Here is a 17,336-nt window from a genome sequence, read left to right as displayed (position 1 = left end):
CAGCAATTGATTGAGGGAGCAACAATGAAGATGGAACAGATCCGCGCGCGGGCGCGGCATATGGGCATCAAACCGGGCAAGCTGAACAAGACCGCCCTGGTACGCGCGATTCAGCATCGCGAAGGCAATTTTGACTGTTTCGCCAGCGCGACCAACGGCGTGTGTAGCCAGGACGCCTGCCTGTGGCGCACAAGTTGTTTTGTCACCGCGGCGAAACAGGCCACACCGGCCGCCCGAAAAGCGCCCAAGCGCGCGAGCTAAACAGGGCGTAACGCATCAGGGGAGCCCGAAGCTCCCCTGAGTATTCCAAACCTGACAAGCCCCTCGGCGCGCTACGCGCCGTCTTAATGACTCGCTAGCTCGCCGCCTGCAAGGGAATACTATTGCTGCGCCGCACAATCCTGTTATCGCCGTCGACGTAGATCAGGTTGGGCTTGAAATCGGCCAGGGCCTCCTGTTCAACCGCCACATAGGCACAGATGATCACCAGGTCGTTGACGCTGGCCTTGCGCGCCGCCGCGCCGTTGATGGAAATGACGCCAGAGCCCGCCTCGGCACGAATGGCGTAGGTGGTAAAACGCTCACCGTTGTTGATGTTGTAGATGTGGATCTGCTCGTACTCGTGGATACCAGCAGCCTCGAGCAGATCGGCGTCGATGGCACATGAACCCTCGTACTCCAACTCGGCATGAGTCACGCGGGCGCGGTGCAATTTGGTTTTGAGCATCATGTGCTGCATGGCATCTCAACTCCTGTACGAAAAAACGGCTGTTTATGCCGCGCTAATTTTAGACATTCAAGACCGAAAGGTCGTTCACCGCCCCGGGACGGCGCGCCGCCTTTGCCAAAAAGAAGTTATTTTACCAACACTTGGCGAACATTGTCGATCAAACGCGTGGCGCCCAGCCGGGCCGCCGCCAGGATCACCACCTCGCGCGTCTGCGCATCCGGCGGGCCCAGGTCGTCGATGCCGCGAATGGCGAAATATTCCGCGTCAAAACCGGCTGCATTCAAGGCCTTGAGTCCGGCTCTCTGCAATCCCTCGAAATCCCGCTCGCCCTGCAGCAGACTATCGGCCGCGCGCCGCAGGGTCTGATACAGGCCCGGCGCCAGGGCGCGTTCCGTCTCGTTCAAGTAAGCGTTACGCGAACTCAGGGCCAGGCCGTCGGCTGCGCGCACCGTGGGCACCGCGATGATCTCGACGGGGAAACACAGATCCGCCGCCATGCGCCGGATCACCAACAACTGCTGAAAGTCCTTCTCGCCGAACAGCGCCGCCTGCGGCTGCACCATGTTGAACAGCTTGGCGACCACCGTCGCCACCCCGGCGAAATGGCCGGGGCGGCGCTCACCTTCCAGGGGCTCCGAAAGCCCGGGCACCTCGACGCGACTGGTGCGCGCGGGACCGGTGGGATAGACCGCCTCCAGCCTCGGTGTAAACAGTACATCCACCGCCGCCGCCTCGAGCGTGTCCCGATCCCGGGCCAGCGTGCGCGGATAACACTCGAAATCCTCATTGGGACCGAACTGCATGGGATTGACGAAAATGCTCACCACCAGGCGTTGACCGTGCTGTCTGGCCTGCTCCACCAAAGCCAGATGACCGGCGTGCAGATTGCCCATGGTGGGCACGAAGGCGATGCCGTCGCCCGCCTGTCGCCAGGCCTGCAGCTGCGACCGCAGCGCGGCCAGTGTTTCCAACATCTGCATTATTCGAATACGTGCTGTTGCGCCGGAAAGGTGCCGGCCTTGACCTCGGCCACGTAACGCGCCACGGCCGCCTGGATGGAGCCGCCCTCGTTCATGAAGTTCTTGCTGAAGCGCGGCGCCTTGCCCGGCGTCACCCCGAGGATGTCGTGCAGCACCAGCACCTGGCCGTCGCAACGGGGACCGGCGCCGATGCCGATCACCGGAATGGTGACGGACTCGGTGATCTCGGTCGCCAGGGACTCGGGCACGCATTCCAGCAACAACGCATCGGCGCCGGCCTTTTCCAACTGCATGGCATTATCCAGCATACCCTTGGCCGCGGCCGATTCACGCCCTTGAACCCGATAGCCGCCGATTTTGTGCACGCTCTGCGGCTGCAGGCCGAGATGGGCGCACACCGGGATGCTGCGCCGCGCCAGCTCGGTGACAATCTCCAACTGCACGCCGCTGCCTTCCAGCTTGACCGCCTGGGCGCCGCCCGCCTGCATCAGGCGGGTGGCGTTGACCAGGGCCCATTCCACGGTGGGGCAGGCCATGAAGGGCATGTCGACCATCAACAGGGCACGCCGGTTGCCCTGGCCCGCGGCGCGGCTGTGATAGATCATGTCGTCCATGGTGACGGGCACCGTTGTCGTGTGGCCCTGAATCACCATCCCCAGGGAATCACCCACCAGAATCACCTCGACCCCGGCCTCATCCAGCACCCGGGCGAAACTGGCGTCATAGGCGGTCAGGCAGGCGATCTTTTCTCCCTGCTGTTTCATCTCGCGCAAGCGGCTCAAGCTTATCGGGGCGGTCATAGGCATCTTCCTGTTTCAATGTGTCGGGGCGCGCCGGGCACACCCTGCATCAGACATGATTACTTGCTCAAATCGAACGGCAATGGATTGAAGTAGTGGCGGCCGCTGTCGACCTCGGCGACCCGTTCCAGCAGGGCATTGTAGTCCATTTCGCCTTCTACCAGATTGATCTCGGCGGCGTTCACAATCAACAGCGGCGCATCGTTGTATTGGTGGAACAGGCGGGTGTAGGCATCCACCAGGCGCTGTAGATAGCCGGCGTCGATATGCAGCTCGTAGTCGCGATTGCGTTTGCGGATGCGCTCCAGCAGCACCGCCACCGGCGCTTGCAAATAGATCACCAGATCGGGCCTGGGTGCGTCCAGGGCCAGGTGCCGGTAGACCTGCTGGTAGAGTTTCAGCTCGTCGTCGTCCAGGGTCAGCTGGGCGAACAGGCGATCCTTTTCGATCAGGAAATCGGCCACCCGCACCGGACGGAACATATCGCCTTGGCGCAGCTCCTGCACCTGCTGCGCGCGTTGCATGAGAAAAAACAACTGGGTCGACAGGGCCGCGCCTTTCGGATCCTTATAGAAGCGCTGCAGAAAGGGGTTTTCATCCGCCCCCTCGAGCAGCAGCTCGGTACCGAAGGTCTGCGCCAGGCGTCGCGCCAGGCTGGTCTTGCCGACGCCGATGGGGCCTTCCACGACGATGTAACCGGGGCTTTCCAGGGTCATGACACAGACGCAACGCAGGATTTAATACACGGGCCGCGCTGCCTACCCAAGGGTCGGCGAATGCCCGACAGTTCATACCCGCCCCCTTCCCCCCCCTTTGGCAAAGGGGGGTTGGGGGGGATTTTTGCGGCAACTACACTACGGTCCATATTTCTTTTCAACTCAGCGGTTGATCAACATTTTCCAGGCGCTGCAGGCCGGTCCTTGGACAGCCTTGCACCAATTCAGACAAGCCCCGATTGTCCGGCAATATCAGATCGGGGGCAATCTCGTAGAGGGGGATGAGGATAAAGTTGCGCGCCGCCAGGCCGGGATGGGGCACGCATAGCTGTTCACTGTCGATGACCGCAGCCCCGAACAACAATAAATCCAGATCCAGGGTACGCGCTCCCCAACGCTCCCGTCTCACCCGCTGATGACGCGCCTCTAAGCGCTGCAGTTGTGATAGCAATTCATGGGGCGCAAGGGCGGTCTCCACGGCGGCCACGGCATTGATATAGTCGGGCTGATCGGCGCGCCCCATGGGTGCGCTGCGATACAGACTGGAGTGCTTAAGCAAGCATGACTGCTGTATCTCACCCAGCTCCACCAAGGCCGTCTGTACCTGGCGCACGGGATCATCCAGATTACTGCCCAAACCGATATAGGCGATCACCGCAGCAGCCATGTCCTACTCGGATGGTGTTTGCTTGCGCGGCCGCCGGCCCCGGCGCGCGCGCTTGGGCGTCAACTTACGCACCATGGCGGCGCGCTCGTCCTCGTCGACTTCCTGGAAGCGGGTCCACCATTCGGCCACCTCACGGTCGGCTTCGCCGGCCTCGGCGCAGAGCAGCAAGAAATCATAGGCGGCGCGAAAGCGCGGGTGTTCGAACAGGCGCCAGGCGCGCTTGCCGGCGCGCTTAGCCAGACGCGGCTGCATAATCCAGATTTCCTGCATGGGCGTGCTGAAACGGCGCGGCAGGGAGGTGGATTGCAACTGCTGCGCGATCACCGCCTGGGCGGCGCGGTTGAAGGCCTGCTGCTCGGCCACCCCCTCCGCCTGCAAACGCAAGCCCTGCTGGCGCACCGGCTCCCACAGCAGGGCGGCATACAAAAATGCCGGCGTCACCGGCTTGCCCTGGGCGATGCGCTCATCGGTGTTTGCCAGGGCCCGAGTGACCAGGGTCAGGGGGAAATGGTTTTCCTCCTGAGCCAAGGCCGCCTCGGTGGCGGGAAACAGATGCTCGAACAAATCGTAATGACGCAACAACTCAAAGGTCTGCAGCGCATAGCCGCCCAGGAACAGTTTTAATACCTCGTCGAACAAGCGTGCCGCCGGGATGCCCTGCAACAAATGACCGAGTTCGTAAATCTTGGCCTCCGACGCCTCATCGACGCGAAAACCGATCTTGGCGGCAAAGCGCACCGCCCGCAACATACGCACCGGGTCTTCGCGAAAACGCTGTTCCGGATCACCGATGACGCGCAGCAGGCCGGCCTCGATATCGTCCATGCCGCCGGTGTAATCCACCACCGAAAAATCCTCGATGTTGTAGTACAGGGCGTTGATGGTGAAATCGCGGCGCCAGGCATCCTGCTCCAGGTTGCCGTAGACATTGTCACGCAGCAGCCGGCCATTCTCCTCCTGTTCGATGCCGCCTTCGCCGGCGTCGTTGGCCTGGGCGCGGAAGGTGGCCACCTCGATGATCTCACGGCCGAAAATGATGTGCGCCAAACGAAACCGTCGGCCGATCAGGCGGCAATTGCGAAACAGCTTGCGCACCTCGTCGGGCAGGGCATCGGTGGCGATATCGAAATCCTTGGGCTCGCGCCCCAGCAGCAGATCGCGGACCCCGCCGCCCACCAGGTAGGCCTGGAAGCCGGCGTTTTTGAGGCGATACAGCACCTTCAGGGCGTTTTCGCTAATCGCGGCCCGGCTGATGGGATGGTCTGAACGTGGAATAATCTGAGAATTAATGGTTAGGCCCCTGAACTTACTTTATCCATACTTATTTAGAGGCGAGCGGTCAATCATAACACGAAAGCCGAAAAGGCAAACCCATGTCGCATCAAAGCCTTACTAAAATACAACAGTATTGCAAAATAACAACAAATATTCTTGCATTTTTGTTACGGATACGGTTAAGTTGGCGTCGGTTATTCGAATAACCTTCATAACCACCGGTTATTTTATGCAACACCTATCCTTTAGGGAGGATCAATACTATGAATATGAAAAAGAAAGCACTGCCTCTGGCCGTTGCCGCGGCCATGGTACCTGGGTTTGCGGCGGCCGCCGACACCAGCGGTTATACCGATGTTATCTACACCATCACCGACGAAAATGCCGGTGTTTCCCAAGTTGCCAATGAAGACAAATTTACCGCCAGTGGCGAGATCGATGTGTCAGCCAGTCCTACCGACGGCGCCACTGCCCGGGTTGACGTTGACCTGATGCTGGATCCCGCCGGTGGCGGCGACAGCGCCGTGCTGGAACAGGCCTTTTTTGCTTGGGGCGCCCCCGCCAATATGACCGTCATCGGCGGTGTCTTCAACAACCCCATCGGTTACGAAGCCGAAGACCGGCCCGACAGAACCTTCTCTACTCGGGGCTATGTCTACAGCATTCTGGACGGCCAGACCGCGCTGCACGGTAACAACGTCGCCGGCTTGGCCCTGGCCGCGCCGGTAGGCCCCGCCACGGCAACGATCGCTTACCTGAATGATCTGGGGCAGACCAACGAAGAAAATTCCGTTGCCGTGGTAATCAACTACTCACCGCTGCAGGGGCTGGATCTGGAATTGGGCTTCGCCACCCAGGCCGACCAGACTCAGAATGCCGCCTCCGCCGAAGACATCACCGACTTCAATGTCGTCTACATGCCCAGCCAAGTCGCCGGGCTTAGCGTTGGCCTGGACTATCTCACCACCGGCAAGATTGTGGATGCCGCTTATGACCTGTGGGCCGGCTACGACTTCGGCAATGGGTTCGGCGTCGCACTGCGCTTTTCGGACGTCGACTACACGACGGCCAGTGCCAATGCCGATGCCGATGCCACCAGCTTCCAGGTGTCCTATCAGATCGCATCCAACCTGAGCACCTCCCTGGAGATGCGCAGCGAGAGCCCAGAGGGATCTGCCGACAACGACGACTTGCTGTTGGAATTTGTCGCAACCTTCTAAGCCATACAACAATAGTCACTTCTGCTTTCTGGCCGGGCATTCGCCCGGCCTTTTTTATTCCCGCCCGTCCTATTCAAGCCTGCCGGCGCCGCAGCCGATATATTAGTAAGCGATAATTTACTCGCAGTTTTTCGAGAGGTGATATATGAGTTCGGTTGCCGCCCTCAACGCAGGCCTGCAGGGCATTCATAAGGGTCTGAACGGTATCAGAAAAAACGCCCATGATGTCGCCACCGCCCACGGCGGTGAAGCCTCTCCGCCCGGGGCCCAGGCGAGCGGCCCCAAAGATGTCGCGGGGTCGCTGGTGGACATGCAACTGAACAAGCTTCAGGTGCAGGCCTCGGCCAAGGTGGTGCAGACCGCCGGCGATGTGCTCGGCACCCTGATCGACATACAGGCATAGCCCCTCGAGCGGCACGATGCAGATCAGCGGCCACAGCCCGGCGCCGCTATTGTCGCCGCAGGTCAATGCACAAGCCCGCAGTCATGGCCCGCCGCAGTCGCCGGCGGGCACGGACGACGCAAACACGCAGCAGGCCGATCCACGCAACACACCGAATACGGCGGCCGCCGGCCGCGAACTCAGCCAAGAACAGCGGCAACAACTCAGACAGCTGCAACAGCGCGATCGTGAAGTACGCGCCCACGAAGCCGCACACCAAGGCGCGGCCGGCAGCCTATCCAAGGGCGGTGCAAGCTTCAGTTACGCGCGCGGCCCGGACGGTAGGCGCTATGCGGTCGGCGGCGAGGTGAGCATCGATACCAGCGCGGTGGCGGGCGACCCACAGGCCACCTTGCGCAAGGCGCAACAGATTCGTGCCGCCGCCCTGGCACCGGCCCAGCCCTCGGGACAGGATCGTGCGGTGGCCGCCGCGGCGACGGTCATGGCGGCCGAGGCGCGCAGCGAGATCGCCCGGCAACATCAGGAAAGCTCGGAACCGACCGCCGAGTCGCAACCAAGCGAACCTGGCAAGACCGGCGCAGACGGGAACGCAAGCAAACAGGTTCGTCATTACCAACAGGTCGCCGCGGGCGGCGCTGAGCATCGCGACAGACCCGCGCTGAGTCTGATGGTTTGAATATTATCTCGCTTATAAATGCTAACGCGTATACGCCTCGCGCCACCATTGCGGCACGGCAAAATGCACCTTGCCGCTGTGCTGAATGTCATTGGCCTTGTGTACCGCCGCCATGCCCGTGTCGGCGGCGAAGAGATAGGTTGCGGGCAGCGAGGTCTTGCCGATCAAACGCAGTCCCTGCGCCTCCGCCCAGGCATCCAGTTCCACCGGCTCGCGCGCGCTGAAAAAGCGCACCACGATGTTGCCGCGCGGCACCAGGCGCGCGCCGCCGTGAGGAGATAAGTAAAACACCGGGCTGAAGCGCGCTGGGTCGCCGCCCGCCAGGCTGCGGCCCACGCCGGCGCCGGGCGTGTCCTGCAGCCGCCAGATGCGCAGCCCGCCGCGCTGTTGCACCAGGCGGGCGCCGGCCCCCAGGCTCGCCGCCGGGGCCTGGTTCGCCGGCGCGATTTCGGCGATCTCGTGCTCGCTCTGCCACAAGGGCCGCCATTGCCGACCGTCGAAATAACGCAGCGACTCGGCTGCCCCGCTGCCCGCAGCAGGCGCGTCGGCCTGTGCTGCCGCCGCCAACCCCAACAACAGGGTCATGATCAAGGCTCTCACTATCATCACCTCCCGCTATGGCGCACGGCCGTAGATGCGCAGCGTCCAGGCTATCAGATCACCGCTACTTCCCTGATTGCCCTGGTCCCTGAGCGTCAAACGCCACACGCCGCTGCTGCCTTCACCGAGATGGCGGCTGCTGCCGAAGGTCCACGGGTTATACCCATAGGCGCAGGTGCCGAAACGCACTTGATAAGTCACCTGGCCGGGGGTTTGCCCGGGCACCTCGATCAGGCAGTCATGGGTCTCGGCCAAGACACTGTCCGTACCCGAGGGCGCGCTGAGCACAATTTCCAGATCGCCGGCATAGATATGGTTGGTATTGATGTCGATCTCGACATATTCGATCACCAGATCGGCGCTGACGCTGACCTGCTGCTGCAAGGCTGTGCCGATGTTGTCCGGGATCGCCTGGACATTGGCGACGCTGCGCTCGACGATCTGCTGCGGGCCGACGTTGGTCCAGGTCTTGGCCCGGGCCACGGCCGCCGCCGCATCCACCACGCCGAAGCCGTATTGGTGATTGATCGAATATTGCGGCTGGCCGGTATGCGGCACGGTCAGCGACCAGTCGGCGTCGAGGCTATCGTTGCGCCGCGCCGTCTGCGCCAGGATCAGGCGCACGTCACGCCAGCCCAGGGCGGGATTGACCTGCAGCATCAGGGCCACCACCCCCGAGACCACCGGTGTGGCGGCGGAGGTGCCGAGAAAGGCGCGGGTGTAACTGCGATTTTGGTAGTCACCGCCGACCTGACAATCGGGATCACCGTTACAGCCCGCCGCGCCCATCAAATCCGTGGTCGGCAGACCCAGCGAGACCATCCCGCCGCCGGAGAGGAAATTGGCGCCGCCCGGGGCGCACAGCCACAGGTTGGCGCCCACTTCGGAATAGCTGGCGCGCTGACCACGGCCGTCCACGGCGCAGACGGCGATGACATGGCGATTGTTGGCCTGATAGTCGTAGTTGCTGTTGTCCTGCCCGCCGTCTTCCCGGCCGTTACCGGCGGCCCAGACATACACGGTGCCCTTGCCGCCCCGGCCTTCCAGCACGCCGCGCTCGACCCCGTCGTGCCAGAATGTATCGGTGGGCGGCTCCGCCTCACCCAGACCGTCCACGGACAGGCCCCAGGAGTTGCTCGAGACACCGACTTCGCTGAGGTTGCGCGTCATGGCATCGTACAGCTCCGTATTCAGCACAGTGTTGTTCCATAGCAGATTGTAGCCGGCGAGACTGGCTCGCGGCGCCACGCCGCGCAGCCCGAGACCGTTTTGGTCACGCGCACCGAGCACGCCGGCGACGAAGGTGCCGTGATAATTCTCGCTCGCAGGAGACGGATCGTTATCCGACTGGCGGTAGTCCCAACTTTTATTGGCGGCGATATTGGCAGCCAAGTCCTCGTGGCCCAGCTGCAGACCGTCGTCCACTACCGCCACCAATACGCCCGCGCCTTTGACGCCGTCATTCCACACCGGTATCACATTGATGTCTTCCCCGCTGCGGGTACCGACGAACTGGCCCGTATTGTCCAAGTGCCATTGATCGGCAAACAGGGGATCGCCGGCGTTATCCACACTGCCGTTTGAGCTGCCGGAGCCGCCGCCGCAACCACTCAGCAGCAGCGTGACGAACAGCGACGCAACACACCAAGACCGCTTAATACACACGGCGAAACAGATAATAGGCCACCCCGGAAAACAACACCGGCGCGACCAGCACACTCATTAAGGGTGATAGACCGTAGACCAAGCCCAAATGGCCGGTGGTCTGATCCAGCAGAAAATAACCGATGCCGAACAGGGTGCCTACGAAAATGCGCTGCCCCACCCCCACCGAGCGCAGCGGACCGAACACGAAGGGCACGGCCAGCACGATCATCACCAGCGTGGTCAAGGGCATCACCGCCTTCTTCCACAGGGCCAGCACATACTGGCCGGCATCCAAGCCGTTGTCCTTAAGATATTCGATATAGCGCAGCAGTCCGGGGGCTGAGAGATAATCCGGTTTCACCGTCACCACCCCGATCAAGCCCGGATTGAGCAGGGAACGCCAACGCAGTTCGCCTTGCTGCACCGTTTCGACGCCGGCGCTGGAGACCTCACTGCGCAACACCTCCTGGAGCAGCCACTCCTGGCCGTCGTAGACGGCGCGCTTGGCAGTGGTGACGGTGGCAAGTCGATTGCGTTCATCGAATGCATACACCGAGACGCGCCCCACCTGATCACGGCTGATGAGATCGCGGATGTGAATCACGCTGTTGCCGTCGCGCGCCCACAGGCCGCTGTCGGTACGGAAACTGGCCTGCCCGGAAATGGCCTCGGCACGCAGGCTTTGGGCCCGGAACTCGGCCGCCGGGGCGACAAACTCGCCCACCAACAGCATCAACACCAGCAGCAGCAGACCCACCTTCATCACCGTCCAGACGATGCGATGCAGCGACACCCCGGCGGCGCGCACCACCACCAATTCGCTCTGGCTCGCCAGCATTCCGAGACCGATGATCGCCCCCAACAGCACCACAATGGGAAACAGCTGGTAGGCCAGGCGCGGCAGCAGCAGCAGGGTGTATTGCAAGGCCAGGGCGGCGTCGTAGCTGCCGCGGCCGGTCTTGTCCAGCTCGCCGGCGAATGAAGCGAAGCCGAACAGGGCCAGCAATACCAGCATCACCACCAGGGTGCTGGAGAGCACGGCCTTGCCGATGTAGCGATCCAAAAGCTTCATCTCGGCGCCCTCGCAGGCGCGCGGCCGCGACCCAACAACAGTCGCACACCGCCGGCGTGTTGCAGCATCAGCAGCAATACCGCCAGCAACAGCAAGCCGTGCACCCACCATATCCCCAACCAGGGTTCGACCTTGCCGCGCTCCACCCAGGTCTTGGCCACGCCGAGCAGGTTGCTGTAGATCACGTACACCAGAATACCGAGAAAGAATTTGGCATAGCGCCCCTGGCGCGGATTGGTGCGACTGAGAAACACCGCCAGCAGCGCCAGCAACACGGCGGAGACCGGCATGGCAATGCGCCACTGCAGCTCCGCCACCTCGTGGGGTTTCTGCGACTGCCACAGCTGGCGCGTCGCAACGGCGGAGGTCTCATCCACCTGCAGCACCACCTCCGACTGTTGCAGCAACACCTTATGGGCGGCGAACTGAATGATACGGAAATCGGCCTGACCCGGAATGCCCTCGTAGCGGTAGCCGTTTTTCAGCAGCAGATAACGAGCGCCGGCTTCGATGACCTGGGTACCGCGCTCCGCCACCACCAGATTGAGATTGCCCTTGCGCACCCCCTGGATAAAGACGTTTTCCATGCCCTCACCATCCTTCGACAGCCGCTCGGCATAGAACACCACATCACTCTCCCCCAACTCGCGAAACTGGCCGGCGGCCACCGCCTCCAGGCCGGTGGTGGCGCTCATTTCTTCCTGCAGCTGGTAGCGTTCGCCGCGCGCCCAGGGGGCGACATAGAGCGACACTAGGGCCACCACCAGGGCAAACCCCACTCCTACCCAGAACACCAGCCGGGTGACACGCGTCAGGCTCACACCGCAGGCCAGCATAGCGGTCATCTCGCTGTCCTTGTACAAACGGCCGAAGGCCAGCAACACCGCCAGGTAAAAGGCCAAAGGCAGCAAAATCATGAGTGCATCGACGGATTTCAACCCAAGCAGCAAAAAAATCACATCAGCCTGCACGCTACCGGCCGCCACCCGCCCCAACAAGCGCGCAAACCAGCTGCTGACGAAAATCAAAAACAACACCGCCGTCACGGCGAACAGCGTGCCGGCGAGCTCTTTAAACAAGTAGCGTTCGATTATCAAAAGAATCCGTCCAGGCGTGATAAGACTCGCTGATCAGTGGAAAAAATGCGTATTTTGAGTAAACTCTTGCAATACCGTCGGAAATAAATACGGTCGCTATACAAACCAGGCCTTTTTGGCCGGCAAATAGTGCTAACAATAAATATCCGACAAAAGCAGGGCTTTATTCAATAAAACCCGGACTCTCAACAACTTTTTATAGCTTTGCCAGGGGAACCACACCATGGAGTTTACTGCAAAAAGCGGCAATCCCGAAAAACAACGCACCGCCTGTATCGTCGTCGGCGTGTTCGAACCGCGGCGCCTGTCGCCGGCGGCGGAGCGTCTGGACCAGGTCAGCGACGGCTTCATTTCCAACCTGATCCGCCGCGGTGATCTGGAGGGCAAGATCGGCCAGACCCTGCTGCTGCACAATGTCCCCAACACCCTCTGCGACCGCATTTTGCTCATCGGTTGCGGCCGCGAACGTGAACTCCACGACGCCCAGTATCGCAAGATCATCGCCACCGCCGCCACCACCCTGAACGACATCGGCGCCATGGAGGCGGTGTGCTACCTCACCGAGCTGCACGTCAAGGGCCGCGACAATCACTGGAACGTACGCCAGGCGGTGGAGACGGTGGAGAACTCGCTCTACAGTTTCGATCAGCTCAAATCCAAAAAGGACACCACCCGCCGACCGCTGCGCAAGATCGTCATGAGTGTGGCCAGTCGCCGCGAGCTGCAGGACAGCGAAGACGCCGTCACCGAAGGCTATGCCATCGCCCAGGGGGTGAAACTGGCCAAGGACCTGGGCAATCTGCCCGGCAACATCTGCACGCCCAGCTACCTGGCGGAGCAGGCGTTGGCATTGGCGCATCAATACGACAGCATCGACACCGAAATCCTGGAACAGAAAGATATGGAACAGCTGGGCATGGGCGCCCTGCTATCGGTGGCCAAGGGCAGCCGCCAGCCGCCCAAATTGATCTGCATGCGACACACGGGCAACGGCAAGGACAAACCCATCGTGCTGGTCGGCAAGGGCTTGACCTTCGACGCCGGCGGCATCTCGCTCAAGCCGGCCGCCGCCATGGATGAGATGAAGTACGACATGTGCGGCGGCGCCAGCGTCTTCGGCGTCATGCGCGCGGTGGCGGAGTTAAAGCTGCCGCTCAACATCATCGGTGTGGTGCCGGCCAGCGAAAACCTGCCCGACGGTGCCGCCAACAAACCCGGCGACGTTGTCACCTCGATGTCGGGCCAGACCATCGAGATCCTCAACACCGACGCCGAGGGACGTCTGATCTTGTGCGACGCGCTGAGCTATGCGGAAAAATACGAACCTGAAGCGGTAATCGATATCGCCACCCTCACCGGCGCCTGCGTCATCGCCCTGGGCAAACACGCCTCCGGCCTGCTCAGCAATCACAGCCCGTTGGCCCACGACCTGCTCAACGCCGGCAAATCCAGCGGCGACCGCGCCTGGGAGCTGCCGCTGTGGGAGGAATACAACGAACAATTGAAGAGCCCCTTCGCCGACCTGGCCAACATCGGCGGCCGCGAGGGCGGCGCCATCACCGCGGCGGCGTTTCTCTCCAACTTCACCAAAAAGTACGACTGGGCCCACCTCGATATCGCCGGCAGCGCCTGGCTGGGCGGCGACAAGAAGGGCGCCACCGGCCGCCCCGTGCCGCTGCTGACCCAGTACCTGCTGGATCGTTGTAAGGAAAAATAAAGCGGAGTAACCTCAGGGCCTATGACCCGGATCGACTTCTACATCCTCGAGGCCGAGCACGGCAATCGCGAACAATTCGCCTGCCGCATCGCCGAAAAGGCCTATCGTCTCGGCCACGGCGTCTACGTCCATACCAGCGATGCCCGGCAGGCCGCCCGGCTCGACGAGCTGCTCTGGACCTTCAAACAGAACAGTTTCATCCCTCACGGCATTGACGGCGCCAGCCCCGATCCCGATGCCGCCGTGCTCATCGGCCACAACGGCGACGCCGAGACCTCGGCCCACGCCCAGGGGCGCGAAGTACTGATCAATCTGGATCAGCAGGTCCCGCTGTTTTTCAGCTCGTTCAAGCGCGTGGCCGAGGTCATCGATCAACACGGCGACAACAAGAGCTCGGGGCGGGCGCGCTATAAGTTTTATCGCGACCGCGGTTACAGTCTGGAGACCCACAACATTTCATGAAAAAGAAAGATCCGCCCCCCACCTTCAAGCTCGACGAGGAACTGCCGGCCGTCTTCCAGGACGACGCCCTTCCCGTGCTGCAGGATGTGGTGGCCAGCGACGATGACATCGAGCAACTACGTCCAAAGATCCAGCAATCACAGCCCAGCCCGGCACTGAGCCGGGTCATCGACGCCGCCGTGAAACGCCAGCTCGACCACCTGGCCGACGTCATCCAGGCGCACTTCGCCGATATTCATCGTCCCCTGATCAGCGCCGAAGACATCGGCCGTGAACTGGCCGAGGCGGTGCGCAAGGCGCGCCAGCCGGCGGCCAAGGGCAGCGCCCGAAAAGGCCGTGCAAATACGCTACAATATGCGCCCGCCGCGCGCCGCGCCGTGCATGCAATGAAAGTGACCACCGAGATGGACAAGACGTACAACCCGCAGGCAATCGAACAACCCTGGTATGAGGCCTGGGAAGCAAGCAACTACTTCGCCCCCTCCGGCGCGGGCAGCCCCTACTGCATCATGATCCCGCCGCCCAACGTCACCGGCAACCTGCACATGGGCCACGCCTTCCAGGACACCATCATGGACGCCTTGATCCGCTATCACCGCATGCAGGGCGACAACACCCTGTGGCAGGCGGGCAGCGACCACGCCGGCATCGCCACCCAGATGGTGGTGGAGCGCCAGCTCAACGCCCAGGGCAAGACCCGTCACGACCTGGGGCGCGCGGCCTTCATCGAACAGATCTGGAAATGGAAACAGGAATCGGGGGGGCACATCACCCGCCAACTGCGCCGCATGGGCGCATCCCTGGACTGGTCGCGCGAGCGCTTCACCATGGACGAGGGCTTGTCCGAGGCAGTGCGCGAGGTGTTCGTGCGCCTGTTCGAAGAGGGCCTGATCTACCGCGGCAAGCGCCTGGTCAACTGGGACCCGGTGCTGCACACCGCCGTCTCCGACCTGGAGGTGGTGTCGCAGGAGGAAGACGGTCAGCTGTGGCATTTCAAATACCCGCTGGCCGACGGCAGCGGCCATGTGGTGGTGGCCACCACCCGCCCCGAGACCATGTTGGGTGACACCGCTGTCGCCGTGCACCCGGAGGACGAACGTTACCGGCACCTCATCGGCAAGCAGATCGCCCTGCCCCTCACCGGGCGCCAGATTCCGGTCATCGCCGATGATTACGTCGACCCGGCATTCGGCAGCGGCTGCGTCAAGATCACCCCGGCCCACGACTTCAACGACTACGCCATGGGAAGCCGACACGACCTGCCCATGATCAACATCTTCACCGAAGACGCCAAGCTGAATCACGCCGTGCCGGCGCAGTATCGCGACCTGGACCGGTTCGAGGCGCGCACCAAGGTCGTCACCGACCTGGAGGCGCTCAATCTAGTCGTCAAGATCGAGCCGCATAAACTGATGGTGCCGCGCGGCGACCGCTCCCACAGCGTGATCGAACCGCTGCTCACCGACCAGTGGTTCGTCAAGGTCGAGCCACTGGCCCAGCCCGCCATCGAGGCGGTGGAAAACGGTGACATCAAATTCATCCCGGACAACTGGAAGAACACCTATTTCGAATGGATGCGCAATATCGAGGACTGGTGCATTTCGCGGCAGATCTGGTGGGGCCATCGCATCCCGGCCTGGTATGACGAAGAGGGCAATATCTTCGTCGCCCGTTGCGAAGCAGACGCGCGCGCCCAGGCCAGACAGAAATACGGCCACGACGTCGCCCTGACCCAGGACAGCGACGTGCTCGACACCTGGTTCTCTTCGGCACTGTGGCCCTTCTCCACCCTGGGCTGGCCCGAGCAAACCCCTGACCTGGAGACCTTCTACCCCACTAGCGTGCTGGTCACCGGCTTCGACATCATCTTCTTCTGGGTGGCGCGTATGATCATGATGGGACTCAAGTTCACCGGCCAGGTGCCCTTCAAGGAGGTCTATATCCACGGCCTGGTGCGCGACAGCCACGGCCAGAAGATGTCCAAATCCAAGGGCAACGTGCTCGATCCGATAGATCTGATCGACGGTATCGACCTCGACAGCCTGGTGAGCAAGCGCACCGCCGGGCTGATGCAGCCCGACATGGCCGCCAAGATCGAAACGGCCACGCGCCAGGAATTCCCCGACGGCATCCCGCCCTTCGGCACCGATGCACTGAGATTCACCTTTGCCGCCCTGGCCTCCACCGGCCGCGACATCAAGTTCGACCTGCAACGCACCGAGGGTTACCGCAACTTCTGTAACAAGCTGTGGAATGCGGCGCGCTACGTGTTGATGAACACCGAAGGCAACGACTGCGGTCAACAGGGTGGCGAGCTGGAACTGAGCCTGGCCGATCGCTGGATCCTCAGCCGCCTGCAAGCGACAGTCCAAGAAGTCACCCAGGCCATCGAACACTACCGCTTCGATCAAGCCGCCCAGGCCATTTATGAATTCACCTGGAACGAATACTGCGACTGGTACCTGGAGCTGTCCAAGGTCGTCCTCAACGACGACGGCAGCAGCGCGACCAAGCTGCGCGGTACGCGCCACACCTTGGTCAATGTATTGGAAAGCCTGCTGCGCCTGAGTCATCCGCTGATGCCCTATATCACCGAGGAGATCTGGCAGCGCGTGGCGCCGCTCGCCGGCGTCAACGGCGACGAGGGACAGGAAAGTACGCGTGCCGCGGGAGACAGGACGCCGGAAGCGGCCACCATCATGCTCCAAGCTTACCCGACGGTCGACTCGACACAGATCGATCACGACAGCGAAACCGAAATGCACTGGGTGCAGAGCTTCATCCTGGGCGTGCGCACCATTCGCGGCGAGATGAATATCCCGCCGGGCAAGCCCCTGCCGGTGCTACTGGCCAACGGTTCGGATCAGGATGCCCGTCTGCTGGAACGGCACAGCGGCTACCTCCACGCCCTGGCGCGGCTGGAATCCACTACCTGGCTGGACGAGCCCGACAGCGCGCCGGAAAGCGCCACCGCCCTGGTGGGCGAGATGAAGGTGCTGATTCCCATGGCCGGTCTGATCGATAAAGACGACGAGCTCGCGCGCCTCAACAAGCAAGTGGAAAAACTGGAAAAAGACTTGGTTCGCACCGAGGGCAAGCTCAACAATGAACACTTCGTCAGCAAAGCACCCGAGGCGGTGGTGGACAAAGAGCGTCAGAAAGTGGTCGAGATGAAAAAATCGCTCGATAATCTGAAACAGCAGATTCTACGCATCGCGGCGCTCTAGGGCCTGCTAGCGCCAGGGCAGCGCCGGCTATTCTTTTAGCTGCGCTT

17 protein-coding genes are annotated in these 17,336 nt (G+C 62.0%); 7 read left to right on the top strand and 10 right to left on the bottom strand.

The window, feature by feature from the left end:
• The first annotated feature begins 24 nt into the window (after window positions 1-24).
• Complete coding sequence (locus Tel_04430; protein ALP52451.1) at window positions 25-261, top strand: hypothetical protein; 237 nt, start codon at window positions 25-27, stop codon at window positions 259-261.
• Window positions 262-355: 94 nt separating this feature from the next.
• On the opposite strand, the gene Tel_04425 is transcribed toward Tel_04430, so the two are convergent.
• The 6 genes from Tel_04425 to Tel_04400 form a co-directional block, all read right to left on the bottom strand.
• Window positions 356-739: an aspartate decarboxylase gene (locus tag Tel_04425; protein ALP52450.1), complete on the bottom strand. Its 384-nt coding sequence runs from the start codon at window positions 737-739 to the stop codon at window positions 356-358.
• A 116-nt stretch (window positions 740-855) separates the two neighbouring features.
• The gene (locus Tel_04420) at window positions 856-1,710 is read right to left on the bottom strand and encodes a pantoate--beta-alanine ligase (GenBank protein ALP52449.1); all 855 of its coding nucleotides are present in this window, start codon (window positions 1,708-1,710) and stop codon (window positions 856-858) included.
• A complete protein-coding gene (gene panB / locus Tel_04415) occupies window positions 1,710-2,516 on the bottom strand; it encodes a 3-methyl-2-oxobutanoate hydroxymethyltransferase (protein ALP52448.1) in 807 nt (268 codons plus the stop codon). The genes Tel_04420 and panB overlap by 1 nt, the downstream gene beginning before the upstream one ends.
• Window positions 2,517-2,569: 53 nt before the next feature.
• Window positions 2,570-3,226, bottom strand: a complete 657-nt coding sequence (locus Tel_04410; protein ID ALP52447.1) for a deoxyadenosine kinase — start codon at window positions 3,224-3,226, stop codon at window positions 2,570-2,572.
• A 157-nt stretch (window positions 3,227-3,383) separates the two neighbouring features.
• Window positions 3,384-3,893 (bottom strand): 2-amino-4-hydroxy-6-hydroxymethyldihydropteridine pyrophosphokinase, encoded by a 510-nt coding sequence (locus Tel_04405; protein ID ALP52446.1) that lies wholly within the window; start codon window positions 3,891-3,893, stop codon window positions 3,384-3,386.
• 3 nt (window positions 3,894-3,896) lie between these two features.
• Window positions 3,897-5,111, bottom strand: a complete 1,215-nt coding sequence (locus Tel_04400; GenBank protein ID ALP52445.1) for a poly(A) polymerase — start codon at window positions 5,109-5,111, stop codon at window positions 3,897-3,899.
• Between the two features lie 320 nt (window positions 5,112-5,431).
• Between Tel_04400 and Tel_04395 the strand changes: the two genes are divergently transcribed.
• The 3 genes from Tel_04395 to Tel_04385 all read left to right on the top strand — a co-directional run bounded on the left by Tel_04395 (window position 5,432) and on the right by Tel_04385 (window position 7,467).
• Window positions 5,432-6,388, top strand: a complete 957-nt coding sequence (locus Tel_04395; protein ID ALP52444.1) for a hypothetical protein — start codon at window positions 5,432-5,434, stop codon at window positions 6,386-6,388.
• A gap of 145 nt (window positions 6,389-6,533) precedes the next feature.
• Window positions 6,534-6,791 (top strand): hypothetical protein, encoded by a 258-nt coding sequence (locus Tel_04390; protein ID ALP52443.1) that lies wholly within the window; start codon window positions 6,534-6,536, stop codon window positions 6,789-6,791.
• Between the two features lie 16 nt (window positions 6,792-6,807).
• On the top strand, window positions 6,808-7,467 hold the full coding sequence (locus Tel_04385) for a hypothetical protein (GenBank protein ALP52442.1): 660 nt from the start codon (window positions 6,808-6,810) through the stop codon (window positions 7,465-7,467).
• A gap of 21 nt (window positions 7,468-7,488) precedes the next feature.
• Here Tel_04385 and Tel_04380 read toward each other — a convergent pair whose 3' ends face one another.
• The 4 genes from Tel_04380 to Tel_04365 all read right to left on the bottom strand — a co-directional run bounded on the left by Tel_04380 (window position 7,489) and on the right by Tel_04365 (window position 11,883).
• Complete coding sequence (locus Tel_04380) at window positions 7,489-8,058, bottom strand: hypothetical protein (GenBank protein ALP52441.1); 570 nt, start codon at window positions 8,056-8,058, stop codon at window positions 7,489-7,491.
• A 24-nt stretch (window positions 8,059-8,082) separates the two neighbouring features.
• On the bottom strand, window positions 8,083-9,639 hold the full coding sequence (locus Tel_04375; GenBank protein ID ALP52440.1) for a hypothetical protein: 1,557 nt from the start codon (window positions 9,637-9,639) through the stop codon (window positions 8,083-8,085).
• 82 nt (window positions 9,640-9,721) lie between these two features.
• The gene (locus Tel_04370; protein ID ALP52439.1) at window positions 9,722-10,786 is read right to left on the bottom strand and encodes a hypothetical protein; all 1,065 of its coding nucleotides are present in this window, start codon (window positions 10,784-10,786) and stop codon (window positions 9,722-9,724) included.
• Complete coding sequence (locus Tel_04365) at window positions 10,783-11,883, bottom strand: hypothetical protein (GenBank protein ALP52438.1); 1,101 nt, start codon at window positions 11,881-11,883, stop codon at window positions 10,783-10,785. Before Tel_04365 ends, Tel_04370 begins: the two co-directional genes overlap by 4 nt.
• Before the next feature lie 223 nt (window positions 11,884-12,106).
• On the opposite strand from Tel_04365, the gene Tel_04360 reads away from it, so the two are divergent.
• From Tel_04360 to Tel_04350, 3 genes are all read left to right on the top strand, one after another.
• Window positions 12,107-13,600: an aminopeptidase gene (locus tag Tel_04360; GenBank protein ALP52437.1), complete on the top strand. Its 1,494-nt coding sequence runs from the start codon at window positions 12,107-12,109 to the stop codon at window positions 13,598-13,600.
• A gap of 21 nt (window positions 13,601-13,621) precedes the next feature.
• Window positions 13,622-14,062, top strand: coding sequence for a hypothetical protein (locus tag Tel_04355; protein ID ALP52436.1), 441 nt, complete (start codon window positions 13,622-13,624; stop codon window positions 14,060-14,062).
• Window positions 14,063-14,466: 404 nt separating this feature from the next.
• On the top strand, window positions 14,467-17,289 hold the full coding sequence (locus tag Tel_04350; GenBank protein ID ALP54734.1) for a valine--tRNA ligase: 2,823 nt from the start codon (window positions 14,467-14,469) through the stop codon (window positions 17,287-17,289).
• Window positions 17,290-17,336 lie beyond the last annotated feature (47 nt).

Origin of the sequence: Candidatus Tenderia electrophaga (assembly GCA_001447805.1) — a bacterium.
In the GTDB taxonomy this organism is placed as follows: domain Bacteria; phylum Pseudomonadota; class Gammaproteobacteria; order Tenderiales; family Tenderiaceae; genus Tenderia; species Tenderia electrophaga.
This window is presented reverse-complemented; position numbering and strand designations above follow the sequence as displayed.